Annotated in this window: 32 protein-coding genes; 7 read left to right on the top strand and 25 right to left on the bottom strand. The window is 62.9% G+C overall.

Annotated features, from left to right (window positions below; all coding sequences use genetic code 11):
* Positions 1 to 443: 443 nt before the first annotated feature.
* Together ACODTJ_RS27670 and ACODTJ_RS27665 are read left to right on the top strand one after the other, a co-directional pair.
* Positions 444 to 896: a hypothetical protein gene (locus ACODTJ_RS27670; protein WP_488851270.1), complete on the top strand. Its 453-nt coding sequence runs from the start codon at positions 444 to 446 to the stop codon at positions 894 to 896.
* A gap of 116 nt (positions 897 to 1,012) precedes the next feature.
* The gene (locus tag ACODTJ_RS27665) at positions 1,013 to 1,651 is read left to right on the top strand and encodes a DsbA family protein (RefSeq protein ID WP_488851268.1); all 639 of its coding nucleotides are present in this window, start codon (positions 1,013 to 1,015) and stop codon (positions 1,649 to 1,651) included.
* A 4-nt stretch (positions 1,652 to 1,655) separates the two neighbouring features.
* On the opposite strand, the gene ACODTJ_RS27660 is transcribed toward ACODTJ_RS27665, so the two are convergent.
* Positions 1,656 to 2,357 (bottom strand): trypsin-like peptidase domain-containing protein, encoded by a 702-nt coding sequence (locus tag ACODTJ_RS27660; RefSeq protein WP_488851266.1) that lies wholly within the window; start codon positions 2,355 to 2,357, stop codon positions 1,656 to 1,658.
* A gap of 305 nt (positions 2,358 to 2,662) precedes the next feature.
* Here ACODTJ_RS27660 and ACODTJ_RS27655 point away from each other — a divergent pair, with 305 nt between their 5' ends.
* Positions 2,663 to 2,839 carry a hypothetical protein gene (locus ACODTJ_RS27655; RefSeq protein WP_488851264.1) on the top strand — a complete coding sequence of 59 codons (177 nt, stop codon included), beginning with the start codon at positions 2,663 to 2,665 and terminating at the stop codon, positions 2,837 to 2,839.
* A 3-nt stretch (positions 2,840 to 2,842) separates the two neighbouring features.
* Here the strand turns inward: ACODTJ_RS27655 and ACODTJ_RS27650 are convergent, their stop codons facing one another.
* Together ACODTJ_RS27650 and ACODTJ_RS27645 are read right to left on the bottom strand one after the other, a co-directional pair.
* Positions 2,843 to 3,904 carry a hypothetical protein gene (locus ACODTJ_RS27650; protein ID WP_488851262.1) on the bottom strand — a complete coding sequence of 354 codons (1,062 nt, stop codon included), beginning with the start codon at positions 3,902 to 3,904 and terminating at the stop codon, positions 2,843 to 2,845.
* Complete coding sequence (locus tag ACODTJ_RS27645; RefSeq protein ID WP_488851260.1) at positions 3,901 to 4,944, bottom strand: hypothetical protein; 1,044 nt, start codon at positions 4,942 to 4,944, stop codon at positions 3,901 to 3,903. The genes ACODTJ_RS27650 and ACODTJ_RS27645 overlap by 4 nt, the downstream gene beginning before the upstream one ends.
* Positions 4,945 to 5,123: 179 nt before the next feature.
* Here ACODTJ_RS27645 and ACODTJ_RS27640 point away from each other — a divergent pair, with 179 nt between their 5' ends.
* Positions 5,124 to 6,050 carry a crotonase/enoyl-CoA hydratase family protein gene (locus tag ACODTJ_RS27640; RefSeq protein ID WP_488851258.1) on the top strand — a complete coding sequence of 309 codons (927 nt, stop codon included), beginning with the start codon at positions 5,124 to 5,126 and terminating at the stop codon, positions 6,048 to 6,050.
* Between the two features lie 65 nt (positions 6,051 to 6,115).
* Complete coding sequence (locus ACODTJ_RS27635) at positions 6,116 to 7,675, top strand: hypothetical protein (protein ID WP_488851256.1); 1,560 nt, start codon at positions 6,116 to 6,118, stop codon at positions 7,673 to 7,675.
* Positions 7,676 to 7,696: 21 nt separating this feature from the next.
* Here ACODTJ_RS27635 and ACODTJ_RS27630 read toward each other — a convergent pair whose 3' ends face one another.
* Both ACODTJ_RS27630 and ACODTJ_RS27625 read right to left on the bottom strand, forming a co-directional pair.
* Positions 7,697 to 8,617 carry a hypothetical protein gene (locus tag ACODTJ_RS27630; RefSeq protein ID WP_488851254.1) on the bottom strand — a complete coding sequence of 307 codons (921 nt, stop codon included), beginning with the start codon at positions 8,615 to 8,617 and terminating at the stop codon, positions 7,697 to 7,699.
* Positions 8,614 to 8,841 carry a hypothetical protein gene (locus ACODTJ_RS27625; protein WP_488851252.1) on the bottom strand — a complete coding sequence of 76 codons (228 nt, stop codon included), beginning with the start codon at positions 8,839 to 8,841 and terminating at the stop codon, positions 8,614 to 8,616. Before ACODTJ_RS27625 ends, ACODTJ_RS27630 begins: the two co-directional genes overlap by 4 nt.
* Before the next feature lie 251 nt (positions 8,842 to 9,092).
* Here ACODTJ_RS27625 and ACODTJ_RS27620 point away from each other — a divergent pair, with 251 nt between their 5' ends.
* Entirely contained in the window at positions 9,093 to 9,437 is a 345-nt protein-coding gene (locus tag ACODTJ_RS27620) for a WGR domain-containing protein (protein ID WP_488851250.1), read from the top strand.
* On the opposite strand, the gene ACODTJ_RS27615 is transcribed toward ACODTJ_RS27620, so the two are convergent.
* The 5 genes from ACODTJ_RS27615 to ACODTJ_RS27595 all read right to left on the bottom strand — a co-directional run bounded on the left by ACODTJ_RS27615 (position 9,352) and on the right by ACODTJ_RS27595 (position 13,282).
* A complete protein-coding gene (locus ACODTJ_RS27615; protein ID WP_488851248.1) occupies positions 9,352 to 10,221 on the bottom strand; it encodes a metallophosphoesterase family protein in 870 nt (289 codons plus the stop codon). The genes ACODTJ_RS27620 and ACODTJ_RS27615 overlap by 86 nt on opposite strands.
* A gap of 97 nt (positions 10,222 to 10,318) precedes the next feature.
* Positions 10,319 to 11,863, bottom strand: a complete 1,545-nt coding sequence (locus ACODTJ_RS27610) for a hypothetical protein (protein WP_488851246.1) — start codon at positions 11,861 to 11,863, stop codon at positions 10,319 to 10,321.
* 255 nt (positions 11,864 to 12,118) lie between these two features.
* The gene (locus tag ACODTJ_RS27605; protein WP_488851244.1) at positions 12,119 to 12,613 is read right to left on the bottom strand and encodes a DUF433 domain-containing protein; all 495 of its coding nucleotides are present in this window, start codon (positions 12,611 to 12,613) and stop codon (positions 12,119 to 12,121) included.
* A gap of 52 nt (positions 12,614 to 12,665) precedes the next feature.
* Positions 12,666 to 12,851, bottom strand: a complete 186-nt coding sequence (locus tag ACODTJ_RS27600; RefSeq protein WP_488851242.1) for a DUF1127 domain-containing protein — start codon at positions 12,849 to 12,851, stop codon at positions 12,666 to 12,668.
* Positions 12,852 to 12,970: 119 nt separating this feature from the next.
* A complete protein-coding gene (locus tag ACODTJ_RS27595) occupies positions 12,971 to 13,282 on the bottom strand; it encodes a hypothetical protein (protein WP_488851240.1) in 312 nt (103 codons plus the stop codon).
* A 187-nt stretch (positions 13,283 to 13,469) separates the two neighbouring features.
* Here ACODTJ_RS27595 and ACODTJ_RS27590 point away from each other — a divergent pair, with 187 nt between their 5' ends.
* A complete protein-coding gene (locus tag ACODTJ_RS27590) occupies positions 13,470 to 15,266 on the top strand; it encodes an LPD1 domain-containing protein (RefSeq protein WP_488851239.1) in 1,797 nt (598 codons plus the stop codon).
* 4 nt (positions 15,267 to 15,270) lie between these two features.
* Here the strand turns inward: ACODTJ_RS27590 and ACODTJ_RS27585 are convergent, their stop codons facing one another.
* From ACODTJ_RS27585 to ACODTJ_RS27515, 15 genes are all read right to left on the bottom strand, one after another.
* Positions 15,271 to 16,230 (bottom strand): hypothetical protein, encoded by a 960-nt coding sequence (locus ACODTJ_RS27585; protein ID WP_488851237.1) that lies wholly within the window; start codon positions 16,228 to 16,230, stop codon positions 15,271 to 15,273.
* Between the two features lie 2 nt (positions 16,231 to 16,232).
* Positions 16,233 to 16,502, bottom strand: coding sequence for a hypothetical protein (locus ACODTJ_RS27580; protein WP_488851235.1), 270 nt, complete (start codon positions 16,500 to 16,502; stop codon positions 16,233 to 16,235).
* 14 nt (positions 16,503 to 16,516) lie between these two features.
* Entirely contained in the window at positions 16,517 to 16,885 is a 369-nt protein-coding gene (locus tag ACODTJ_RS27575) for a hypothetical protein (RefSeq protein ID WP_488851233.1), read from the bottom strand.
* Positions 16,882 to 17,166: a Y16D family protein gene (locus ACODTJ_RS27570; protein WP_488851231.1), complete on the bottom strand. Its 285-nt coding sequence runs from the start codon at positions 17,164 to 17,166 to the stop codon at positions 16,882 to 16,884. The genes ACODTJ_RS27575 and ACODTJ_RS27570 overlap by 4 nt, the downstream gene beginning before the upstream one ends.
* The gene (locus tag ACODTJ_RS27565; RefSeq protein WP_488851229.1) at positions 17,163 to 17,627 is read right to left on the bottom strand and encodes a hypothetical protein; all 465 of its coding nucleotides are present in this window, start codon (positions 17,625 to 17,627) and stop codon (positions 17,163 to 17,165) included. Before ACODTJ_RS27565 ends, ACODTJ_RS27570 begins: the two co-directional genes overlap by 4 nt.
* Positions 17,624 to 17,854, bottom strand: a complete 231-nt coding sequence (locus ACODTJ_RS27560) for a hypothetical protein (RefSeq protein WP_488851227.1) — start codon at positions 17,852 to 17,854, stop codon at positions 17,624 to 17,626. The genes ACODTJ_RS27565 and ACODTJ_RS27560 overlap by 4 nt, the downstream gene beginning before the upstream one ends.
* Positions 17,851 to 18,090 (bottom strand): hypothetical protein, encoded by a 240-nt coding sequence (locus ACODTJ_RS27555; RefSeq protein ID WP_488851225.1) that lies wholly within the window; start codon positions 18,088 to 18,090, stop codon positions 17,851 to 17,853. Before ACODTJ_RS27555 ends, ACODTJ_RS27560 begins: the two co-directional genes overlap by 4 nt.
* Positions 18,091 to 18,099: 9 nt before the next feature.
* Positions 18,100 to 19,527: a hypothetical protein gene (locus ACODTJ_RS27550; RefSeq protein ID WP_488851223.1), complete on the bottom strand. Its 1,428-nt coding sequence runs from the start codon at positions 19,525 to 19,527 to the stop codon at positions 18,100 to 18,102.
* 69 nt (positions 19,528 to 19,596) lie between these two features.
* Positions 19,597 to 19,959 (bottom strand): hypothetical protein, encoded by a 363-nt coding sequence (locus tag ACODTJ_RS27545; protein WP_488851221.1) that lies wholly within the window; start codon positions 19,957 to 19,959, stop codon positions 19,597 to 19,599.
* Positions 19,960 to 20,007: 48 nt separating this feature from the next.
* A complete protein-coding gene (locus ACODTJ_RS27540) occupies positions 20,008 to 20,298 on the bottom strand; it encodes a hypothetical protein (protein WP_488851219.1) in 291 nt (96 codons plus the stop codon).
* The gene (locus tag ACODTJ_RS27535) at positions 20,298 to 20,495 is read right to left on the bottom strand and encodes a hypothetical protein (protein WP_488851217.1); all 198 of its coding nucleotides are present in this window, start codon (positions 20,493 to 20,495) and stop codon (positions 20,298 to 20,300) included. The genes ACODTJ_RS27540 and ACODTJ_RS27535 overlap by 1 nt, the downstream gene beginning before the upstream one ends.
* Positions 20,496 to 20,600: 105 nt before the next feature.
* Positions 20,601 to 20,900, bottom strand: coding sequence for an HU family DNA-binding protein (locus tag ACODTJ_RS27530; protein WP_488851215.1), 300 nt, complete (start codon positions 20,898 to 20,900; stop codon positions 20,601 to 20,603).
* A gap of 218 nt (positions 20,901 to 21,118) precedes the next feature.
* A complete protein-coding gene (locus ACODTJ_RS27525; RefSeq protein WP_488851213.1) occupies positions 21,119 to 21,358 on the bottom strand; it encodes a FaeA/PapI family transcriptional regulator in 240 nt (79 codons plus the stop codon).
* On the bottom strand, positions 21,355 to 21,885 hold the full coding sequence (locus ACODTJ_RS27520) for a hypothetical protein (RefSeq protein WP_488851211.1): 531 nt from the start codon (positions 21,883 to 21,885) through the stop codon (positions 21,355 to 21,357). Before ACODTJ_RS27520 ends, ACODTJ_RS27525 begins: the two co-directional genes overlap by 4 nt.
* Before the next feature lie 144 nt (positions 21,886 to 22,029).
* A complete protein-coding gene (locus tag ACODTJ_RS27515; RefSeq protein WP_488851209.1) occupies positions 22,030 to 22,374 on the bottom strand; it encodes a helix-turn-helix domain-containing protein in 345 nt (114 codons plus the stop codon).
* Between the last annotated feature and the right edge of the window lie 100 nt (positions 22,375 to 22,474).

Below are 22,474 nucleotides of genomic sequence, written 5' to 3'. Positions count from 1 at the left end.
CTACGCCGGGATAGAGACGGGCTTCGCATCAAGATCGCCGAACTGGAGGCGAAGCACTCTGCGTACGAAGAGCGATTTCAGACGGTGCTTTACAATCAGGCGCTCGGCGCAACGGACGTAAACGAGCTCCTCCGCCCACTGCTCCCGAAAATCGATCGACTTGGTCGCGATTGAGGTTCGCGGGCTCGCGCGCGGATCCTCAACCTGGAATCGTCACTGCTAGGTGCTCAGATGACTCAGGAGTGCTCACAAGAATGGCCCGGCTACAGCGCTATTGATGGCGCGCCGGTCCATTCTTGTGCTCACCCCTTGATCGTCGCGCCCGTGTTTCCGGCCGACAAATTGCGCTCTCCAACCAAATTGGTCGGAAAAACAATTTACTCTCAGGGATTTACATCTCTCAGTGGCAATTCTTATCCATCTCTACCGTTCTGAAGGCGGCCATGATCGACAAGCTCCTCGTGACCGGAGTCTCCGAAGAGTGGCGGCATGGCCGCTGCTACCCGATGGCCTCCGCGCTCGGCGATCTGCTGGCCTGGCCCGTCGTCACGCTGACGGTTTCGACCCGCTCCGATCGCTCACCCTCGGGCTGGCGTGAGCACGTTGTCCACGCCTGGGTTCGCAGCCCTGACGGCGAGGGCTTCGACGCGGCCGGCTTCTTCGACGAGAGCGGTGTGCAGTCAGCCTTTCTCGCCAACGCGGGAGCTGCGTGGCGTGACGCCCGTCTCATCGAGCACGCGGATTCGACAGTGTTCCTCTCTCACTTGGCTGAATGCTTCCCCGAGGCGGCGGATCCGATCCACCGGAGCCAATTCGAAGCGCTTTGCGACCAAGCTCGCGAACTCGCGCAGGAGCATCTCCTCCATCTCGCGATGCCAGCCCTCACGCCAGCGTGACCGGGCCATCCTCCGAAATCTTCATGCCCGCAATGGACAGCGGCCAGGAGCATGAGTGATCCATTCTTCGACACGGATCCGAATGGATTCGATGCGCTATCCTTGAAGGACCGCCCATGACCATTTCAGTTCTCACCCGCCGCGGCGCGATCGCCGGCATCACCGCTGCGCTCACCGCGTCCGCGACCCTCGTCCGCGCCGACGACCCGCCGGCGGTCACGCTCGACAAGCTCCTGGAGCCGACCGACGTGCCTGATCTCTGGATCGGCGATCCGTCGGCCAAGGTCACGATCGTCGAATACGCCTCGCTCACCTGCACGCACTGCGCGCGCTTCCACGAGGACGTCTGGCCGGAGCTCCGGAAGCGCTATGTCGACACCGGCAAGGTCCGCTTCGTGCTGCGGGAATTCCCGCTCGACCCGCTTAGCCTCGCGGCGTTCATGTTGGCGCGCGCAGCAGGGGCTGACCGTGAGAAGTTCGTCGACGCTTTCTTCCGCAAGCAGGCCCAGTGGGCGTTCAATGGCCGTCCGCTCGACACGATGCCGGTCCTGACCGCCGAGCTCGGCATGAAGCGCGAGGAATTCGACGCCGTCCTGAAGAACGAGGCGCTCCTTACCAGCATCAGCCAGGTCCGCGTTCGCGCCCAGTCCCAGTTCGCCGTCAACTCAACGCCGACCTTCTTCGTCGGCACCGAGCGGCTCATCGGCGCCCGCCCGATCGCGAATTTCGAAACGGCGATCGCTGCGCAGGGCTGAGCCCTCACCGGCCGCTGGCGACGGCGGCCGGCTTGCACGCGCTCTCGTCCTGCGCGAAGGGCAGCTTTGCCTCGCGCAGGAACTTCATGGCGACCGGGGTCGATAGCGCATAGGACTGGGAGCCGCGGATAAAGGTGTTCACGCCGACAACGCGGCCGCAGCTGTCAATCAGCGGCCCACCGGAATTCCCCTTCGCCAGCACCGCTGCGTGACGGATCAGCTCGACGCCAGTCTGGGACATCTCGATGGCGCCCGTCATACCCTGGCTGAGTGTCAGGGTCGGGATCGTGAAATCTCCAACCTGCGCGCGCCTCCAGAAGCCTTCAGGCCCGATTGCCTTGCCGGGGAAGCCGGCCGCGATCACCGAGTCACTGCCTGGCCGGGCGAATTTCAGGATTTCGACCCCATCAACCGGGCTCACCCAGAGCGCCGCCAGGTCTGGATTCCCGACGACGTGATCAGGGGTCATGGCTGCGACCTGGGCAACCAACGGCAACCGCGACTCGCTCGACAGCACCATGATCGTCTGCGGAGAGCCCTCGATGACGTGCCGGTTGGTGACGACCAGGTTTGGCGCCACGAAAAATCCGGATCCCTCTGCGACGTTTCTGTCGTGGCGCGCGAGGATCATCACCGTCGCCTTGCGCAGCCGGCTCGGCAGCTCCTTGTCCTCGGACGGGATCGGCCCGTAGCGGAATTGCGTCATGCGCGCCTCAGCCACAGCCATGACGTCCGCGGCCGACAGCTTCGTGCGTCCAAGCTCATAGCGCAGGTAATCCCGATCCGAGGCGGTGAGCTTTGCAACGTCGCAGGTCTTCGCCTGGCGAAGGCACGGCAGCAGCGCCTGTCGATAGGCTTCGATCGGAGCGAGCTGCGCCTGCGCCGCTGTGATGCCAGCGAGAACAAGGACGGACGCGAGGAATCTTCTCATCCCGATATGATCGCCGGGGTTCAGCGCGGGCGCAATCGTTCAGCAGATTCGCGTGCTACCTTGGCCGCATGAAACTGCCGATGAAGCAACTCCCTCCGTCGCAACGAAAGCTCTTCAAATGGGCTGTCATAGCCCTGGTCGCCGCGGGCGCGGCCTATCTCGCTCTTGTCGCGCTCGCGGTGCTCACCGATTTCGCCGACATCCCTTGCCAGGACGGGCGCTGGGACGCCGCGAAGAAGTCCTGTGTCCCGACCTGAGGGCTAGAGCCCAAGGTTCGCCAGCTCCGGATCGTCGCCGAACTCAACCACTGGACGGGCCGGCAGATCGCGAGACATCGAAAGCGCGTCCTTCGTCATGTCCGCAGCCTTCGCGACCCGGTCGAAGATGCGGGGCGCCAGCGAGGGCGTGTAGAACCGGTTCGTGATGGCGTCATCGATCTCGTCGATGATCGCCCAAACCGCATCGCCACCGCCCGCTTCGACCATGTTGTCGCGGTAGGTGAGCAATCGCCCCAACTGCTCAATTCCAGCCGCCGAGAGATCCGCTAGCGTCTCCTGGAGATCGATCTCAATGGTCCGCACGCCCATGTAGGCGTTGGGAACAGACTCATCACGCGCGAGCAGGTCGGGCCTGTCGACGCGATAGCTGCTGAACTCCACCGGCGGCGGGTGGAAGCCGTGCCGGGCGGCGAACGCCATCGCCTCATCAATGCGATCCAGCGCGAACGCGTAGCCATGGCTGAAATAGCCGGGAGCGAGATCAGCTTGCTCGCTCACCTTGATCCTGCCCGGGCTGGTTCCTGTCTTCGTGGGTGGGCAGATGTCGAGGGACGGCGCCTGCGCCTGAATATAGAGATGCCCCTCGATGCCAATGATGCGATCGATGGCATTCTGCGCGCGGGCGAAGGCCTGCTCCGTGTGGTCAGCGACAACAGCTCGGGTATCGAGCGGCAGGACGTCGTAGACCCGGCAATTCCAGTCCCAGAACGGGTCGGCCACTTTCAGGCAATCCGACATGCCATCCGAAAGGAGCCTCCTTGCGTCCGCGACAGGTGAAGTGATCCCTTCCCACGCTCTTTCCTGTACCGGGCGAACCAGGATCTCCTTCCAGCCGGACTGCACGACCCTTCGCTCGAACAGGTCGCCGCGAGGCTTGTCGATCGTGCGCATCCGGAGCGCGATCGGTGCTTCATCGAAGCTCTCGATCAGCTTGATCTCGCCGGCGAGTGGGGAGCTCACAAAAATCCTTTCGGGCTTCTTCGCCCGGCCGCGCAGGATTTTGTACGGCACCTTGACCGTGATGTTGATCGGGATCGTTTTCATGGGCGCGCCACCATGGTCGAGGCGGGAGCCGGCGCCGGCGCCGGCAGCGAAATCTGAAACGCTCCTTCCGCGAGCACAAGCGACTTCTCCAGAAAACGCCTGCGCTTGTCCGTAAACTCTTCGTAGGCGCTGAATCGGTTGCGCCCCAGGTCATTGAAAGCGCGCAAGAGCCGCTTTGCTCCCTCCGGCTCTCCCGCGAGGGCCGCCTCGCGAAGCTTGGCGAGCTCAATCAGCGGCGCTCGCCCTTCCTCGCCGATGACGGCGAAGCGCTCTTTCAAGCTGTTGAGCAGCATGCGCACGCCGGCCGCAACATTGGCGGATTGCTCGTCGAAAAGGATGACGCTCTCGTTGATGGTGTCGATATCGAGCTTGCGCACATAGTTGTCCGAGAGTCGCCGGTCGTTCTTGTCGATGTTGGCGTATTCGGTGAGGAACTTGTCCGCGACATCCAGGCGCGTCAGGCCGAACGAAAACTCGCTCCGGTCGGGCCCGAGCTCGCTGACGCTGAGCTCGCTCCACCCCATCCGCTCTCCACCCTGGTTATAGGCGGGGTAGACCGGGTGCTTCACGATGATCGCGGGCGGTGGTGCTGCGCCCCAAACCCGGTCGTCGCTGAACAGCGTTTCGGCTTCGACGACGTTCTCGATCTGGGCGACATACCCATCGGCCAGAGCTTTTTGCTCGGGAGAGGCATCCTTGTACCGCACTGCCGACTTCTTGGCCGCAGCGGTGATGTCGTGGACCCCACGCGCCGCGAGCGCGGAGATGACGTAATCACTGGCTGCCTTGGACATCGAGGCAGCAGCGTTGCGACCGGCGGCTTCCTCAATACGCAGGGGCCGAAACAGCTTCTCGTCGACGAGAAGGCGCTCGTAATTCTCGGACAGCTCGAACTGGCCCATGCGAACCAGCGCTCTCGCGCGCAAGGCGACATCGCCGGTCTTCTCCGGCAGGTTGATCTCCAGCGGGACAACGACACCAATCTGATCGGTCCGAGCTGATTGAGCGACCGTGAAGGTGATTTTGAGCTTCGGCGCCACCGCTGATTCCATCGCGAATTCGATAGGCTCGAACCTAGTGGAGTGGCCTGCAAACAACAAACCACGCCTCATCGCAGGCACCCACCGAAAATCGCGCTCCGATCCTTGGAAAGCGCCAATCATCAAGGAATGATGGTCAGAATCATGACCCCGGCTTTCTCGGGGGAAGCAGGCTGAGTATGGAACTGATCGAACACATCCCGGCGAGCACTTTCGGGCTGCCGCATATCGCGACCGGCGGTCCCGCTTCACTCGCGCGGCGTCTCGACGAGATTTGCCGGGAGTTCACGGCCTTTCGGATGCGTTTCGACGAGATCACCGGCATCCTCTGGGCAACCATGCTGGACAATCCTTTCCCGAGCTTCGCTCCGGCTATGCTGCAGGAGATGAGGCTGGCGACGACGGCCGTCCGGGTCGCGGCGGAGGAGGGGCAGGCACAGGGTCTGGAGTTTTGCGTCCTGCATAGCGAGACGCCCGGCGTGTTCAGCCTCGGGGGCGATCTCTCGACCTTTGCACGCGCTATCCGCGAGGGCGACGCGCCGGCGCTTCGCCGGTACGCACGCCATTCCTGCGACCTGGTCTACGACATGTGGTCGAGCTTCGACCTACCGGTGACCACCGTTGCGTTCGTAGCCGGCACCGCGCTCGGCGGCGGCTTCGAAGCTGCCCGGGCGTGCAACCTTGTCGTGGCAGAGCGAGGCGCGCGCCTCGGCCTGCCCGAGGTCAAGTTCGGTCTCTTCGCTGCGATAGGGGCGATCTCGCTGCTCACCAGGCATGTCCCATGGACCGTTGTGCAACGCCTCATGATCGGCGGCGAGATCATGTCCGCCGAGGAGCTCCACGCGCTGGGCGTCGTCGACGTGCTCCTGGAGCCTGGCAGCGGTATCGAGGGCTTCCTCCGCTACCTCAACACCGATCTGCGGCCCGAAAGGGCGACGCGCAGCCTGGTCCAGTCCGCCCGCCGGCGGGTGGCGCCGCTGCCGATCGGCGAGCTCTACGACGTCGCTGATCAGTGGATCGAGGCGGCCATGGCGCTCGACCCCGAGGACGTTCGCCGCATGGAGCGGATCAACGCCGCACAGCGCCGCCATCTCAAGCATGCCTGAGGTCTCAGTTCTTACTTGCGTGGTCTCGTGAGACTCCTCGGAGGACAGAGGCTTCTCAGGCTGCCATGACCGATTCCGAGACCAACGCTACGCCCCGCCGCAAGCCGAGAAAGGTGTCCCTGCGCCGCGCGCCGATGAAGCACGTCTTCATCGGCCGGTGGCTAGGCGACGGCCAGGCGAAGCTCAAGCGTCGAACCAACAACGAAGTCTCGGCATATCTGATGGAGCAGGCGCTGCGGGATCTCGGCGGCCGCCCGCTGACTGGACCGGATCCGGTGACGGACGAGCGCCTGTCGCGGCAGTTCGCCTATGAGACGCTCCACGCCATGCAGCACGGCGATCTAAGCCGCGGCGTGAACTGGTACAAGGAAGCGATCGCCCGGACCATCGAGATCGCCGGCCTGATGTATCCGGAGCTCGTCGACGACGGCGCGGCGGAGGCGCTTGGCCATGCCAACATTCGATCAGCCCAGGAGGCGAAGACCGTCCTGTGCTGCGCGTTGGCGATCACCTCGCAAAACAACACGGTGCACGAGAACTGCGCATACGCGCTTGAGCAATATGCCGCATTCCGCACGACCGGCGCCTTCTTTCCGAAAACCTACGGTGCCAAGGGAGCGTCGGTCGCGAACAACCTCGTCCGCTTCAACGAGCTGCTGGAAGTTCACGAGGGCGATCTTTCATCGTTGCGCGATTTCCTGGAGGCGCCCTACACGATGAGCGAGCTCCGATCGGCCGCGGCGAAGTTCGGGATCAACATCACCGCACGCGAACTTGCGGATGAGACCGTCTATGGGTCGATCGTGTTCGGGCCAAAAATCGGAAATGCGTTCCTATCAAATCTTCTGGGCAATCTGAAGCCGCTCACAGTAGATTTGTGGTTTACGAGGAGCTGGGGTAGGCTTACCGGGCGCCTTGTTAAAGGAACAGTAACCGCCGACCAAAAAGATCGCCTTCGTGATACTCTCACCTCCGCTGGCTTTTTGCAAGAGATGGCTGAGTCCGGTCTTCATGCGGATCCAAAGACCGTTCACGAATTGGCTGACGAGGATCTCGTCGATCTTTGTGGAAATCTGACGCTTCTTTGGGAACGGTTTAGGAAGTCGTTAGTCGCCAAGGGCTATGACGACAACAAGCAGCTGTCCGAGTTCAAGGCAAAACTGGGATGGCCCGGCGCTGCGCAATCGATCTCAAAATCGCTTGGCGCTAGCGTCGATGCTCCCGCCACTGCAAGCGAACGCCGGTGGATACGCCAGGTGATGGAGCGTGCGGTAGAGATTTTGGCTGGCAATGGTGTCATCATCGAGCCAGCCACAATGCAAGCGGTCCTGTGGTATGCCGAGAAGGCAGGCTGGGACCATCTCTCCGGCCGCAAGGTCGGTACGTTCAACGTTTCGTTCGATGAGGCCATGGCCCGTCTGGCGACACGAGCAGGGATCGATCATGACGCAATCGCGCGCGTTTTCAGCGGAAGTGAACACGACCGACCGGCAGGACCGGGACTTCGAGAAGAGCCTCGAGGCGACGACGCCGGAACAGCGCAAGGGCTTCCTGAAGGAGCTGAAGTCGATCGCGGAGACGCGCTCGAAGAAGCCCGACCCGAAGTCGGAATGATGCTGGCGTAAAGCCGTCCGCGCCGCGCGAGCCTATTCGGGCTGGCGGGCGGCAAACTGCTGCCATGTTGGTCGCAGAGGGTTGTCGCTCCGCACCGGCGCTGGCGGCGTGGGCATTGCCTCAGGCTCGCTCTCCTTTTCCTGTGGCGACATCAATGCAACAGGCACCGGTGCGGGCGCTGCTGCGGACTTAGTGGCAGCGGCTATGATCTTCTCGGAGAGAGAGGGCTTATCGACGCGCAGCCAACCGCCAATCGACTCCAACTCTTTCGGGCTGAATTGTCTGCCAGCGAACACGATACGGAAGTGGTCGCAGATTGCCTCGGCCTCCGCCTCGCTGCGGCACACGAACTCCATCGTCTCCCGCGTTGGAAGGTGCACCACCGCGATCCAATCGCGAACGATCGGAATTTGGTAGTTGTTCTTGAACCGATAATCCCGGTCGCCGTTCTTCGTCGCGTGATGCCAGGTCTGACCAACGATCTCGGACTTCCAGCGAGGTTTCTCCCGACCGACATCGCGGAACACAGTCTCCATCTCGATCTTTGCGGTGTCCCCACGGGTGACGCTGAAGCCATTCTGGATCCAGTACGTCTTCGGCGTGACCAGCCAAATGAACCCGAGCTTCTCGATTTCCAGGAACTCACGGGAGCATTTGATCTGCCAGCTCGACTTCACCAGCTTAACGCTGAGCTTCGAACCTTCGTCTGACCGCTTGAACGCCTTCTTGAATGCCTTGATGTCGCCCGAGGGCACCATGCTCGTTTCGCCGTAATCCTCGGCGCGGATCTTCGTCGGCAGAAAGACGTCGATGGCCAGGAAGGTGAAGGCAATCAGTGCAGGCACGGGGTAGTTGGCAAAATAGGCCAGGGCACCCGTCACAGCGATCGAGATCACCTGGATGGGAGAAAGCACATAGTGGAGCCACATCCGGCGCCCGACGGGATCACTCACGGCGAGACCCACCAGGACTTGATCAGCAGGCCGATATAGAGCCAGGCGCCGAATGAGAAGACATAGGTCATGAAGGGTGAGCGCGCGAGGCGGGTGGAGGCTGCCACTCCTTGCACGCCGCGCCTGGGCATCAGGTAGATGAACCACTGGATGATCAGGCCAGGCCATAACAGCAGCAGGCGCCCCGGCGTGAGGCGTATCCCCGGCACATTGTCTCGACCCATCTGCCCCCCGTTCGGCCACGCGGCCAGCGCCCTTGCGCAAATGACCCACCGTCACATTACGCATATGGGTAGCTCAGAGCCACGAAATCCGTTGTCAGGAGGCCTGAACTCACCGATTTCGTTAATCACGGATCTTGACCGACCGATTCACGACGTGAATCCGCCGCTCGTTTTCGATTCCTAACTTCAATTGGACCCCTGGTACCGCGACGCGCGAGGTTGCCGGCCCGTAACGAGCCGGAGCCAAACCCATGGAAATCGTCGCCCTGGAGAGCATCAGTCCTGCGGATAACCGCTTCCGCTTCTATGTGCTCTCGCTCGATGAGACCCTGTTCGGGGATGTCGCGCTCGTCCGGGAATGGGGGCGCATCGGAACGAATGGCCGCAGGCGCCTCGACCTTTTCGACGATCGGGTGAGGGCCATCTCGTCGCTTGAAGACTGGCTCGAACGGAAGCGCCGTCGAGGCTATGAGGTTGTCGAAAGCAGCTTGCCGATCCCGCCTTGCCAGATCAGTCCTCGACAGCCGGCGCAAAAAGGCGCCAGTGCTTCGATCGCACCATCCCGGTCATATCGACCGCGAAATGCCGCGGGGTGACGCGTATTCCCGCGGCGTCGATATCGAGGATCGCGTAGCCACCGGCATTGATATTCCGAAGCTCCCAGTCGACGGCCTTGGGATCGACTGGCTCGACCGTCACGCGGTTGTCGAGGGCGCTAACGTTCACGAAGCGGGAGCCCCGGTGGAACTTGTCTTCGAAACCGTGGCGGTGTCCGTAGAGGAAAAGCGGGACACCGCCCAGGTCGACCTGGGTCTTCGTCATGCGCTCGTGGGTCATCACAATCGTTCGTTCAGGGCCGCTCTCCGCGACCAGGTTCGCGAGTTCGGACCGGTTTGCCCTGATGATCTCGGCGTCGGCGGCGGCGTCATCTCGCTTGAATGCCTTGAAGCCCGCACTGCGTTCGAACTTCGCCTTGTCGGCCGCCGGCGCGCCCTTGAGACTATCGAGCTCCTCCAGCACGCCTTGGTGGCGTGCGTCAACATCAGCCCTCAGACGCAACGCATGCGGGTTCAAACCCCATTTCACAGGTAGACCGCTGAAACCCACGAAGGCAAAACCATCGTGATCGAACGGCTTCATATGAAGATGGTGACAGCTCGGCCCGAATGACCTCTCATATTCGAGCCGACCATCCCAGTTCCCGAGGACGTAGAGCACCGGGCAATCGAACGAGGTGAGGATCTCGAAGACGTCACCGGCGGCATCGTTTCCAATGTCCCCGGCGACGACGAGCAGGTCGAACTCGTTGCGCTCTAGACCGCGCAGCTTCTCAACGGCGCGGACATTGCCGTGGATGTCTGAAAGCCCGAGAACCCGCATTCGCCAATCACCACGCCTGCCGGTCTCAAATGCCTCTTAATTGGCTTGCTAGTCATCTGCCAGATGACTAGCAAGCCTCGTCCGCCCGAGCAGGCAATCAGGACCTAAGCGCTGGCGATGGAAGCGCGGCCTCGACGGCAGCTTCGAATGCCTCGTCGAAGCCAGGGTGCTCCATGGCGCCGACAAACACCCTCCGTTTCTCGCGATCGACATGATAGGCCGCGAACGCCTTGCGCAGACCCGTGTCGCTCGCAACGCGCTTCAGCCAATCCATCGCTTCGGGATGGCGTTTCCAGAAGTCGGCCGTCCTGAAGAAGAACTCCTGCATTGCACCAAGGGACTCGACGTTCGAGGGCACGCGGACGCCAACCGCTAAACGGTAATTCTCATCGATCGCCGTGAGAGACGTAGGCACGCTCTTCAGCCAGTCTGACAGGTGAGTAGCCGCCGCAGCGTACTCCTCGTCCCGCAGTTCCTTGGCCATCTTGCAGAGCGACCCCCACAGGGAGACCCGGTCCTTGGCGAAAAGGTGCGCCACGGGACCGGAACCGGCATTGAGGTTCACGACCGCGAGGAGATCCTCGCAAAAATATGTGCCGCCGGGATCCGCCTTCAGCGCCTTCGCGAGAAGCGCCTGCGCAAGTGGCCACTGACCCGCGTTCGCAGCAATCCATCCGCCGCTCGCGAGGATCGTGGGGTAGTGGTATGAATCGCAACCGTGCTTGCTCCACGACATGAGCTTCTTCGGCGCGAGCCGGTCGACCTTGTCGCCATAGAGCTGCTCGAACAGCGTGACAGCCTTCGTGACGTGCGGAAGGAGGTCCCTCGCAAAATGAGGAGCTGCCGCCTTGTAGTTCGGATCGGCGGGTTCCCAATTGTCGCGCCGGCCGTCACCTGCCCAGCTGAACTGCAGGTACGGCTCGGCTAGCGCCGCGACATACGATGAGTGGACCCAGGGATTTAGCGGGTGCTGCTTCAGGAGCTTCTCAAGCTGCGCCTTGTGCTCATCGACCGGGCCTTCCTCATATTCCTCGGCCAGCGCTTCAAGCGCCTTCCAGACCGCCCCACCGGCTCGCGTGAATTCGAGCTGGAACTCGTCGTCATCGGTGCGCGTGGCCGCGACTTTGGCGTAATCGTCAGCCGCAATCGATCCAGCCGCCTTCGTTCCGCCGCGCAGCACTTCATGCTTTCCCTTGATCTCCCGGAATGCAAAACCGTGAGCGTCCGGCGTCCTGAAAAGACCGATTTCCCGGATGTCCCAATCTCGGGGCGAGAGACCCTTGAGGTCGGTCCCCTTCAAATCGGCCAGGGCTTGCAAAAGGTGGTTGTCCCGGCGAACACTGATCGGGATCTTGCCTTCGTAGGCGAGTGCGCTCTCGTCCGCCGACGGCGAGAAGAATAGCGCCGAAAGCTGTTCCTCATACGGGCCGGCCGGATGTGTCTCCGGCTGAAATCCGGCCTTCTCGACATCCTTCTGCAGTTCGTGGAGATCTGCGTAGCCGTAGATTTGAGCGAGGAAGGTTTGCGTGCTCTGCAGGGGCTGCTCGATGAGCCAGGCAAGGTGCTTTGCGCGAGCGCTGAAGTCGGTCGTCGAGCTCGGGCGGAACTTGGTCTTCGGGCGTTCGTGGCGTTCAATCGACATGGTCATCTCCGAATGGCTATTCGGTTCGGAACGAACTGGCGGCGAGGGCCGGATTCCCCGCAACGTCCATCCCGAACCTCATTCCAATTCGAAGAGGATCAGATTTTGCCAAATCTGGGCTGATCTGGCCCCACCTGGGGTTCTGCGCTTGCGGTTGCCCGCTCCGGCGTCAACGGCTGCCAGTGCCGTTCTTGCTAACATGATAGCAAGATTCGCTAGCGAAAAGCCATAAAAATCGCTCATCCACGGTCTGCATCAGGGTCGCCCGAGCGATTCCCAGAGCAGACAGGCTTCGACCGATCTCGGCGGTAGAGATGGATAGGACCGGTGGATCTCGGCCTCCGACGTGCCCGCCTGCACTTCCGCCAGCACCGTATCAGCGGGCACGCGCGTTCCCTGGAGGACCCACATCCCGCCCATGACGCCCGGGTTCGAGACGATCTGCGGGAGTGCCGCGGGGCGACCTGGCTTCTCCAATCGCATCCTCGTGGCCTTCGCCGGCTGCCGTGCGTCGATCATCTCGCGGGTCTCGAACATCGGGTGCCCGACGCGTGGCTTCCAATTGCGATCCCAGTCGCGCTTGTTGAACGCGTCGAACTCGATGTCGCGCCGGCAGTCGTCGCAGTACCATTTCAGGCTACCATGGTTGTACCAGCGCGCGGGCGAGCACTGGCAGCTGCTGCGGTTGCAGCTGCCGTTCTCCTTGCCCTTATCCGGCTTGTCTGGACCAGAGTAATCGCCGAATGCCATGCGCAGTCTCCTGGGATCGACAAGTCGATGGATGGCAACCGATGCGATCGCCTCAGTGGCGAGTGGCCTTGGCCGCCGAGCGCGCGACTTCGTGGATGTTGCCAGGAGCAACCCCGATGTCGTTCAGACCATGCTGGCTGAGAGCCGAGAGAGCACGAAGAGTGCGCTCTTCCTTACGCTTGGCACGATAGCGGCGGGCGGCAGCGCGTCCGCCTTCAACGATGAGAGCGAGAAACATCGATAGCCTTCTTGAAATGAGCGAAGGCGCCATGCCTTCGGATTGCGCGGAACCTACGCGCGAACTCCGAAAGCAAGAACCGGATAAACGATTCCTTGGTCAGCTTTCGGTGGATGGGCTCAGTAGTCGATGCCCTTGATGGCACCGAGGTGAGGGGCGTTGGTGAGGACCATCGTGAGGTAGGCGCTGAAGCTGCTCAGCACGGTGAAACTGATGATCCCAACCTGGATATTCGCGCGCATGAAGCCCGAGATCACAGGAAGAAGGTCCGGACGCGCTGCCACGAGCACGAGCGCGGCGACTATCCCGAGGGCGAACAAGCCCATCACGGCCCAGCCGATGAGGTAGACGATCAGGTAGCCCAGGAACTCACCCATCTTCAGCGCAGCAAGCTCGACCGGCGAGCGCCTGCGCACAATCTGCAATTCCATGAGCGCGATCCTTCCGACTCCATACCACATCGATGCTACCTCGAAGGATTGAATCAAAGAATTGAGTCGAAATTTTTTCGGTGGATCGGGCCGCGCGTGTGGCTTTCGACCGCACCCGATATTCTCGGAGAAAGGCGCTTGAGCCGGCCTGCCTGACTTTCTATTTTCCGCGCAGAACGAGAGACAAATGAGCCAGATCCGCAAGGTCGACGATGCCGGCGAGAAGATCGGCGGCGCCCGCAAGGACATGTGGCGTAGCCGCGTCATGACGCCCGAGGACCTCGACGCTCTGAGCATCGAGGAAGCCGTGGCATTCGTCTCGAAAGACCTGGTGTGGCCGAAGCCGGATTACGCAGCGCTCGCCGAGGCGGGGTTTGAACCCGAGGCGCTTGCCTTGCAGAAGATCGTGCGCGACCGCCTCCCGGCGGCGGCAGTCATTCCGGACAACGACAAGCCGGACCAAGAGCTGCGCCGTATCCATCGACAGTATGTGGAGATGGTCAGCTTGCTCCGTGACGTCGCCGCGCGGTTGAAAACCGCCGCCGAGATGCGCGTCTTCCATAACGAGATCTACACGGAGCTCGACTGGCACCAGACCGGTTGGCGGAGCAACGAGGTCCGCTCGAAGATCGCCAGCGTCACCTCCGGACGTAAGCGTCCGTACGAGCTGAAGACCGTTGACCTCGACAAGGCATCGGCGATGGTCCGGGAGGGCTTCCCCAGCTCCAAGGTCGATCCCTGGCTCAAGGGCGTTCTGATCAAGCAGCGCGCCGGCGAGTTCTATGCTGTCCGCGGCCGCACCATCACGACCAAGGGGCACGCGACCCATGAAGCGGCGGTGGCCGCGCTCAAGGCCGCTTATCAGGAAAAGCGCACGAAGAAGGCCGGCACGCCGAAGATGCCGCCAATGTACCGCGAGCGTCTCGACGAAATCGTGCGCGAAGGTCTGCCTGCTCGGCGTGATGGATCCGTCTCCCCGGAGGCCTTCATCGAGGAATTCGGATTCCGGGGCGTCGAGTTCGGCGAATGGCTGCCCGACGGCGAGCGGCAGATGGTGCTCGACCACGCCTGGGACGCGTTCTGCGACCTGGCAGAGGTGCTCGACATCCCGCGCACCTCTCTCAGCCTCGGCGGCAACCTCGCCTTGGCGTTCGGCGCGCGAGGCAATGGGCAGGCGGCTCATTACGAGCCCCTGAGGGCCGTCTTCAATGTGTCGCGGCTGTCAGGCGCCGGCTCGGTTGCCCATGAGTACGGGCATTTTCTCGATCATTATGCCGGGCAGAAGGAGTACATTCCGACCCAAAACGGCTCGATTGCTTCGGGCTCGGGCTGGTATGAGTGGTCTCTGCCGAGGGCCGGCCGGCTGAGCGGTCTCGGCCCGGAGCTCGCGGGCATGTGGGATCGCATGATGGAGACCATCCGCATGCGCCGCCTCAGCCGAGATGAGCACGTGGCGGCCCTGGACAGCAAGATCGCCTACCATGCGGAGCGTATCGCAAGCGAGACGAAGCGGCTGGAGACCTTCATCGCATCGGGCGGGGAGCAGCGCGATGGCAAGTTTGTCGGCAAGATGCAGACTTGGCTCCGCCGCGAGGCTGCGACCGAGCAGTCCGTCAGGGCTCGTCGCGAGGCGTTTCTCAACAACCCTTCCCTGCCTGGTGCAGCGGCGGTTTCTCACTTCTTCACCGAGGCGCTGAAGCTCGGCGGAGCGAATGGCTACTGGCAGCGTCCGACCGAGACGTTCGCGCGGGCCTTCGAGTGTGCCGTGTTCGATGCGCTGAAGAAGGCCGGCGCGCGCAGTGACTACCTGGTGCACGGGGTCGAGCCCGAGCTCTACGCCGACGCGATCTGGAAGGGTAACCCCTATCCGGTTGGCGACGAGCGCGAGGCCATCACCTCGATCGCTCTCGACCTGTCGCGCGCGATCATCCCGGCCATCGTCTCGAAGTTCGAGCAGGAGCCAGAGCCGGCTCCCGTTCCGTGACGCTTTAAGGGCGGGGCGCCGGCACGGCGTCCTCGTCCGGAGCCCGGTAGCGATCCAGGATCTCCTTCATCATGTCGTCATGCATGGCGGCCTGCTGCTCGATCCTGGAGGCGAGCTCCTGCAGGGCAGGGAGCATGGCATCGAACGCCCGGCCGACGGTCTCGCGGTACTGGGCGATGCGCTCGTTGTCGGCATCGATGATCGCCTGCACGGCCGCCGGCGAGGCGTGATCCAGCAGGACATCCGCGCGATCGACATAGAGCTGAGGAGTTCGTCCCTGAACGCCGCGGGAGCCATAGTCGGCCGGGTAGATCGTCCTGTAGCCGGGTTTCACATAGAAGCGCGAGCCGGTCTCCTTGATGACCGTCGCCGCGGCGACGGCGCGGCGGAAGCTCAGCCTCGGGAAGGGGAGCACGAAGCCCTTCGGTAGCTTGCCGATCCGCTCGCGGTCGTCATGAATCGAGGTTCGATAGTCGCTCGCGATGATGATCGTCCGAGCAGCGGCTTCTTCGGCCGCGGCGCGCGCGGCCCGCATCGCTTCGAATTCGGCTTTGCCCGACTCGTTCCAGAAATCGAAGCCCTGCTTGGTCAGCAGGTAGATATTCGAGCTGTAGTGCGCAGGGGTGTCGCCGAGCTGATCAACCAGCTTTTGGAATGCCGGTTTCGACGAGCCCACCCGGTTCGGGATCAGATTCAGGCAGTTCTCGTAAGCAAGATATTTGAGACGGACCAGTGGCGTCGTGTCCGGCGAGGCCTTGGTGAAACGCCTGTGCAGCTCGACCAGCGTCTCCTGGGTCTGGATCATGCGCGCCTTGCGCTTCCCGTTCTCGTCGACTGGTGTCAGATCGAAGAACTGCATCCCGCCGACGCCGGACGTGGCCACGAACCGATTGGCGGGACCGTTCTCCAGCAGCCAATCCAGGAGCGCGAGGCTCGCGTAGGAAAGCGTGTCTTTCTTGGCCATCGTCAGCGCCTGGCAGGGAAGGTGAGGGAGGCGCCGTCCTCAAGGGCTCGGGCCTCGTCGAGGAGAGTGCGTGCCTGGTCGCGCAGCTCGGAGGCGCGGCGCCGATCGGAAGCCTCTCGATCGCGGATCGCCTGCGCGGCGACGCGGGCGTTCCCGACGGTCTGCGGCAGGCCACGCGCGGCCAACTCCTCGGCGAGCGCGATCCCGTAGTGCGCATCGAGTCGACGACCGGCTTCGGTCAGGCAGGCGGAACTGATAACGGCAGATTTCATGGCAACCTCCGCCTTCACGCTACCGGTTGGGGACGCAAACCAGAACTGCGACCAGCGTCGAACTGATCGACGAGCGCCAGAGCCCGTTCCAGTGCCTCCCAGCCTGAGGCGGGCAGGTTGTCCTGAGGCTGATGGATGTTGAGCACCGTGGCCCACATGGAGGCCCAAAGAGGCTCCCTGGCCTCCTCCGGGATCTTGGCGACGAAGCCCGTTGGCGTGCCCCCATCGTTAACCCATCGATCGATCTCCGCGGTCAGCGCTTCGGCGACCTCCGACCGTCCGACTAGGTAGGTGCTTTCGATGTCGTGCAGGCTGTGCAGCAGGCATCCGATGACGATGTGCCGCTCGTCCTCGGTCAGTCCGGCGATCCAGTTCGCGCTCACCAGAGATCCTCCGAAAACAGTTCGTGCTGCGCGCTTTCGTTGCGCATGCGCTGGCCACTGGCCTTCACGATCCCCATCGCCGCGGCGCGGTCGACGAAGACACCGAGGTCGGTCGTGAAGCCAGGCGTGTGCCCGATCGAGTCGGGATCAATGCCGAGCAGCGCGCTCATCGAGAAGAGGTGGTGATGCCGAAATGGTGCCGGCAACGCGACCATACTGCCGTCGGCCAGCCGCAAGGCGACGCCGGTGATGCGGCGCGCGTCATTCGCGGCGGTCATCATCGGAACCCCGGGCCGGCCGTGTAGACGGCGTCATCGGTCAGCGGAACGACGCCTTCGAGCCAGACACCACAATAGTCCATCGCATCCTGCAGATGCGCGGGATCGATCCGGACCTCACCGTCATCGCGACGCTCCAGGAAGGACTGCAGGTGGGGATCCGAGAAGGCAGCCAGGACGCGCGCATGCAGGTCAACTGGCAGGAAGCGAACGAGATCCTCTGCCCGGTAGCCCATCTCCTTGCCGCCCCGGCGCCAGTCCTCCGCCATGAGGAGCTCCTCGACGATGGCTTTGCTCAACTCGTCGTCGTCCATGTTCCGGACAGAGAGCACTTCCTGGTCGATGAGCGGCCACGCGTTGGCGAAGGCTTTGATCGCAGCGCCGTCGAGCTTGTGAAGCGCCGCCGCTTCATCCTGCGCGAGAGCGACGAAGGCATGGATGTCCTCGGCAGTGATCTCGGTCATCGAGCGCGCCTCCTCGTGCGCTCAGCGGCCCGATTGGCTTCAGCGCGCTTGGCATCCCGATAGGCCAGGATCGAGTTCGCATGGGCCATATGACCGGATAGCTCTTCTGCCCAACGCACCCATTCGCTGGGATCAGCGTTCTCACCTGGCTTCCTGACGAAGGGGCCGCGAATTTGCGCGATTTCCGCTCGGGTGAGATGACGCTCGGGATCGAACTTCTCGGTCACGGCTTGGGCCCCGCGGGTTCATCCTCAAATTTCGAGCGCGCCTGCTCGTAGGCAGCATCACCCGATTCGGTGATCGCGAGCGTCGTCGAGCCGAAGCTTCCCGTGGTCAGGGTCGCATACCCTTGCGCGACCAGCCATTGTCCCGGCGGATAGCTCTCCGCGATGGTCCGGCTGCGCTTCTCATGAATCTCGGCGAGAAGCTCGAAACGCGGCTTGGTGAATGCGGGCTTGGCCATCGGGATCTCTCAAATGCGAGGGGAGGGCGAGGTTTCGAGATGGAATTCCTGGTCCTCGAGGCGCACGCGGCCGCAGCTGACGCCGGCGGCAACAATGGCGAGTTGCGCGGGCGCCGCCGGCTTGGTCTTCCAGTTCGTGACACCGAGAACCTCGTCGACGCGCTCACCGAGAGCTTCGAGCTGCGCAGGGTCAGCGATGCCCTTGAAGCTGTCCGCATCGAAGTGGAATTCGAAACCGTCCGGCACCGAGTAGCCGTTCCAGTATTGGGCGATTGCCTTGTCGCGGGGCAGATCCACAGCCGCGGCGCGGCGATCACCGGCGGCGGCGAGCTTCCCCGAGGGTGTCAGTCCGAAGATCGCAGTCTTCAGGCTGACGAAGGTCGGGCGCCCCTCCCATTGCAGCGTCCAATAGAGCGGCTTGATCAGCCCCGCCTTGAAGAGGACGGTGACACGCGACCAGGCGACCGTCTGCAGCTTGCCCGAGCGCGGGCTCATCTGCATCGGCCGCTCGCTGCTGGAATGGGCCACCGGGCACCCCTTGGCGATCCGGTCGAGAACCGCGGCGTTCTCCCGGTCTCCGAGAATGACACCGATGTCGTCGCGCGACTTCTGCTCGCGGTTGAACCCCAGTTCGAGCAACGAGAGCATCCCAACCGCATCCTTCAGGCGCTCGACCTCCTGGAGATCGAGAGCCGGCACGGTGCGGCTGGCGACATCGTTCTCATCGAAGACGTAGCCACGGCTTTCGGCCTCGGCCCGAAGCCGGGCATTGAGATCCTCGTCTCGCCTCGTCCTGATACGAGGGTGAGCTGCGATCAGCAGGCCTTCGGGCACCCGCTTGACGGAGCCTTCCCAGACTTCGGTGAGATTGCCCCGGCTGTATCGAAAGGCGAGCGCACCGCTCCCGGTGTCGCCGCGCTGGGTAAAGACGCTGTTCTGATCGAGCAGATCAGCCACCGACTGCCAACCCTGCATGAACGCCGCATCGGCGTTGCGCTTGGCCTGAAGGTCCTTGTGGATCATCCAGCCGCGGGCGAGATCGCGACCGAGGTCTTGTGTGGCCTTGTCCTGCGGCGCGATAAGCTTGATCGAGTCGTTCACGCCCAACCCGAGTTCCCGCTCGCGGTCATAGCGGAGCACCAGGGCGACCGCCCCATCGCGTCCAGTTGGCCCGGCGATGACGGCGACGGAGTTACCCCCGAATTCGGCCGCAGCCGCCTCGTATCCGTGGAGCTCTCTCGTCGACGGAAACACCCGCAGCGAGATCTCGGCATCCGGCAGTAGAGTCGGATCCGTCAGGAGGTCTTCGACAGTGTCTCGCTTGGGGTCGGCGAAGCGAATGCCGGCGGGCGCAGCATCGTCCCGCACTAGCGGATAGAACCCGTGCACCGCAGCGGCTCGAAACCCCTCGTCAATCGCAATGTCGTCGCGCTTCATGGGCTTTAGCTGAGAAGGAAAGCCGGCAGAGTTCAATCCGCCAGGTCCTAAAATCCGGGGATGAGCACCTCAGAGAGTTGGCGCAGCAGCCGGCACGAGTGTCGCCAGATAGTCCTCGTCCAGCGATGTCACCTCAGCGTGGGGCATCAGCGCGCCACCGGCGGGGGTCACCGATCCGAACTCGCGAGTGCCGAACGTCCAGTCGCCGCGTCCGTACTCGGCCGCCCACTCGACTGCGGCGCGCCACTTGTCGCCGCGCGAGCTCACGTCGACCTCGTAGGCCCGGGCAAAATCGTAGCGGTGTTCCCGCAAGAACGCCTGCGCTGCATAGGCATACAGCCAGTCCTCCAGTGCTTCCTTGGTCGGGAAGATCGGCGCGCTGTAGATCTCGGCGCCGGCACTGGACATGGCGATGAAGTGAATTTGGGTCATGGAAGCCTCCAGGCCGCAGGCTAGGGCCATCCTCTGAAAGCCACGAGCTCAGAGGAAGAGAAGCACGCAGGCGCTGATGCAGCCAATGACGCCGGCGGTCCGGTAATGCTGCGTGAAGAAGGCGAGCAGCGCGATCAGGATGCCGAGCAGGGCGCCGAGAAACATGAAACCGCGCATGATGCCGAAGACGAGCGGCAACGGCCAGGCAACGAGCCAATACCAGGTCGACATCGATAGGGGATGAGGCGCGAACCCGTGCACGAAAAGCGTCAGCACAAGGCCGATGGCGAGGTGGCAACCGAGGACCAGCAGCGTCGTGCGGCTCAACAGGAGTGGCATCAGAAAAAGACCAACGCCAACACAGTGAGCTCGCCGAAAGCGAGTGCCCAGCCGTACCAGCGCTTCATCAGCGCGCCAATGGTGAGCAGCAGCAGAGTCGCGAATCCCCAGCCGAGCAAGAAGCCGACAGCGATCCAGAGCGGCAGAAGGATGCCGAGGAGCCATACGGCCGGAGGACGATTCGAAAGGACATGCATGCGGACACCTCGGCTATCGACATGATGGTCGAGCCGGTCCGCGAAATGATCAACCGGCGCCCGCAAGGATTCCGTGGACGGACCTTACGGGCGCGTAGGCATAGGTCAGATAGCTTCCTTCAGCTCCTTAGCGGGACGGAAGGCAGCCTTCTTGCTGGCGGCTACGTCGATCACCGCACCGGTCGCCGGGTTGCGAGCCTGGCGCGCCGGGCGATCGTTGACCTGGAAGGTTCCGAGGCCAGCAAGGCGGATCTTCTCGCCCTTGGTCAGGCTTTGAACGATGCCGTTGACGACGTCAGAGACGATCGCTTCAGCCTGCTTCTTCGGGATCGAATGAGCCTCGGCGATCTGGGCGGCGAGGTTCTTGCCGGTGACGACGACGGCCTTAGCCTTTGCTTCTGCCATTTGAAACTCCTGTTTTCTGTAAGGCAGGGCCGATCTCGTCGTCATTCAGCGGCGCAAGCAAGGCGTTCGGGAGGTTCGAAAGCCCTGGAGATCGACTTATCCGCAGAGGAATCGCGCTGCAGCAGCGGATCGGGAGCGTTCAGGCGCCTTCACGCCCGACCCCAGCGGGGTTTACGGCGCTCCCGCGAATCGCGCGAGACCTAATCTGGCGCCGGCTTTCAGCCCGGCAAACGCCACACGAGAACGCGTCCGGCAGTGCCGAGTCCCTTGGTCCTCGGCTCAAGCGAACCGCTGACGGCGCCCTCAGCTTCAAGACGGCGCAGCTCGGATCGCGCTTGCGCTTCCGTCCAGCCAAAGCGACCGGCGATGACGTCGGTCGGGGCCGACCCGTGACGCTTCAGAAAGCCGAGCACGGTCTCTTCCGCATGGGCTCCGCCAAGGCGAACGACGTTCTTCACTTTGCGCCCTTCCGCGGCTTGGATTGCTGCCCGACGACCGGCCCCGATCGGCCATCCTTCCATACCGCGAGGCGAAACGAGCAGCGCTCTCCGCCCTCGCAGGTCTTTGCACGCGGCGATTCAGGCTGTCGGCCAGCCTTGATGCCCAAATGAGAGTGACAAGTGTCACAGGCCCACCAGATCGTGTCCCCGACATCGAAGGCGAGAAGGCCGGACACCGAACGCATCGACGCCTGCCAGAAAACCTCGCCCTCCTCGCGACCATAAAAGCTGTCGGGCACCTCAGTTCCGCGATAAGCGACCTTTTCCGAGGTGGGACCAAGATATTCAGAGAACACGTAGTCCTGGGCGGCGCGAGCGCCTGTCAGGGCCTCGCGCCCCAGGAGGCCGAAGAGCTCAACCTGCTCCAGCGCCGAGACGGAGCGCTCGTTCTGAGCGTGATAGCTCTGGACCAGAAAGAGAAGGTCCTCCTTGTTCAGACTATCCCACGGCGTCTGGCCGCGGCTGAGGCTTGCGATCGGCAACATCCGTGACCGTATCTCATCGAGCTTTTCGTGACCGGTTCTGCGAGGGATAATGTCCATCTATCGATGGTGCTCGCAGAAGGCAGGTGGGGCAACGCGGGCTAGGCCTCAATCCACCGTTCGAAGAGATTCGTGCCGGAACGGGCCCTAGCTCTTCTTGGCGAGGGCGCGTTCCACGAGCAAATTCATGGTTGCTGCGACGACCTCACGAGGCCAACCGGCGCGCACGGATTTCAGAAACAGCGAATGAACTGATGCGTACATCGCGTCGGAGCAATCAGCGAGGGCTTCGCTATCAGATGCCCATGTCTGTGTCTCAGGCGACAAGATGTGCTGTCGAAGCATCGCCCCGATAAACGCCTGGACGTGCTCTGGCGGGCCGATTCTGGCCCAGTTCTGTACGGTCCGCAGCTTCACCGGGAACTCTCTCGCGAAGCTCGTTTGGGTGTACCCCAGTTTATTGAGTGCTGCTTTGAAAGCGGCCCCGTCCATCCATTAGCACCTACAGGAGCTCATCGGGTCGTGAACGCATGCGAATGTCGGGCGACATGCACAATTGACCCCCTAGCGACATAGAGAACTGACCCCTCTC

Source organism: Allobosea sp. FG18 (assembly GCF_057809495.1).
Note: the sequence above shows the minus strand (reverse complement) of the source record. Positions and strands in the feature narration are given on the sequence as shown.

What these genes read in the sequence shown, in the direction of transcription:
- ACODTJ_RS27670 (WP_488851270.1), top strand. Translation starts at nt 444, where the DNA reads ATGATCGACAAGCTCCTCGTGACCGGAGTCTCCGAAGAGTGGCGGCAT.
- ACODTJ_RS27665 (WP_488851268.1), top strand. Translation starts at nt 1,013, where the DNA reads ATGACCATTTCAGTTCTCACCCGCCGCGGCGCGATCGCCGGCATCACC.
- ACODTJ_RS27660 (WP_488851266.1), bottom strand. Translation starts at nt 2,357, where the DNA reads ATGACGCAATTCCGCTACGGGCCGATCCCGTCCGAGGACAAGGAGCTG.
- ACODTJ_RS27655 (WP_488851264.1), top strand. Translation starts at nt 2,663, where the DNA reads ATGAAGCAACTCCCTCCGTCGCAACGAAAGCTCTTCAAATGGGCTGTC.
- ACODTJ_RS27650 (WP_488851262.1), bottom strand. Translation starts at nt 3,904, where the DNA reads ATGAAAACGATCCCGATCAACATCACGGTCAAGGTGCCGTACAAAATC.
- ACODTJ_RS27640 (WP_488851258.1), top strand. Translation starts at nt 5,124, where the DNA reads ATGGAACTGATCGAACACATCCCGGCGAGCACTTTCGGGCTGCCGCAT.
- ACODTJ_RS27635 (WP_488851256.1), top strand. Translation starts at nt 6,116, where the DNA reads ATGACCGATTCCGAGACCAACGCTACGCCCCGCCGCAAGCCGAGAAAG.
- ACODTJ_RS27625 (WP_488851252.1), bottom strand. Translation starts at nt 8,841, where the DNA reads ATGGGTCGAGACAATGTGCCGGGGATACGCCTCACGCCGGGGCGCCTG.
- ACODTJ_RS27620 (WP_488851250.1), top strand. Translation starts at nt 9,093, where the DNA reads ATGGAAATCGTCGCCCTGGAGAGCATCAGTCCTGCGGATAACCGCTTC.
- ACODTJ_RS27615 (WP_488851248.1), bottom strand. Translation starts at nt 10,221, where the DNA reads ATGCGGGTTCTCGGGCTTTCAGACATCCACGGCAATGTCCGCGCCGTT.
- ACODTJ_RS27610 (WP_488851246.1), bottom strand. Translation starts at nt 11,863, where the DNA reads ATGTCGATTGAACGCCACGAACGCCCGAAGACCAAGTTCCGCCCGAGC.
- ACODTJ_RS27605 (WP_488851244.1), bottom strand. Translation starts at nt 12,613, where the DNA reads ATGGCATTCGGCGATTACTCTGGTCCAGACAAGCCGGATAAGGGCAAG.
- ACODTJ_RS27600 (WP_488851242.1), bottom strand. Translation starts at nt 12,851, where the DNA reads ATGTTTCTCGCTCTCATCGTTGAAGGCGGACGCGCTGCCGCCCGCCGC.
- ACODTJ_RS27595 (WP_488851240.1), bottom strand. Translation starts at nt 13,282, where the DNA reads ATGGAATTGCAGATTGTGCGCAGGCGCTCGCCGGTCGAGCTTGCTGCG.
- ACODTJ_RS27590 (WP_488851239.1), top strand. Translation starts at nt 13,470, where the DNA reads ATGAGCCAGATCCGCAAGGTCGACGATGCCGGCGAGAAGATCGGCGGC.
- ACODTJ_RS27585 (WP_488851237.1), bottom strand. Translation starts at nt 16,230, where the DNA reads ATGGCCAAGAAAGACACGCTTTCCTACGCGAGCCTCGCGCTCCTGGAT.
- ACODTJ_RS27580 (WP_488851235.1), bottom strand. Translation starts at nt 16,502, where the DNA reads ATGAAATCTGCCGTTATCAGTTCCGCCTGCCTGACCGAAGCCGGTCGT.
- ACODTJ_RS27570 (WP_488851231.1), bottom strand. Translation starts at nt 17,166, where the DNA reads ATGATGACCGCCGCGAATGACGCGCGCCGCATCACCGGCGTCGCCTTG.
- ACODTJ_RS27565 (WP_488851229.1), bottom strand. Translation starts at nt 17,627, where the DNA reads ATGACCGAGATCACTGCCGAGGACATCCATGCCTTCGTCGCTCTCGCG.
- ACODTJ_RS27555 (WP_488851225.1), bottom strand. Translation starts at nt 18,090, where the DNA reads ATGGCCAAGCCCGCATTCACCAAGCCGCGTTTCGAGCTTCTCGCCGAG.
- ACODTJ_RS27550 (WP_488851223.1), bottom strand. Translation starts at nt 19,527, where the DNA reads ATGAAGCGCGACGACATTGCGATTGACGAGGGGTTTCGAGCCGCTGCG.
- ACODTJ_RS27545 (WP_488851221.1), bottom strand. Translation starts at nt 19,959, where the DNA reads ATGACCCAAATTCACTTCATCGCCATGTCCAGTGCCGGCGCCGAGATC.
- ACODTJ_RS27540 (WP_488851219.1), bottom strand. Translation starts at nt 20,298, where the DNA reads ATGCCACTCCTGTTGAGCCGCACGACGCTGCTGGTCCTCGGTTGCCAC.
- ACODTJ_RS27535 (WP_488851217.1), bottom strand. Translation starts at nt 20,495, where the DNA reads ATGCATGTCCTTTCGAATCGTCCTCCGGCCGTATGGCTCCTCGGCATC.
- ACODTJ_RS27530 (WP_488851215.1), bottom strand. Translation starts at nt 20,900, where the DNA reads ATGGCAGAAGCAAAGGCTAAGGCCGTCGTCGTCACCGGCAAGAACCTC.
- ACODTJ_RS27520 (WP_488851211.1), bottom strand. Translation starts at nt 21,885, where the DNA reads ATGTTGCCGATCGCAAGCCTCAGCCGCGGCCAGACGCCGTGGGATAGT.
- ACODTJ_RS27515 (WP_488851209.1), bottom strand. Translation starts at nt 22,374, where the DNA reads ATGGACGGGGCCGCTTTCAAAGCAGCACTCAATAAACTGGGGTACACC.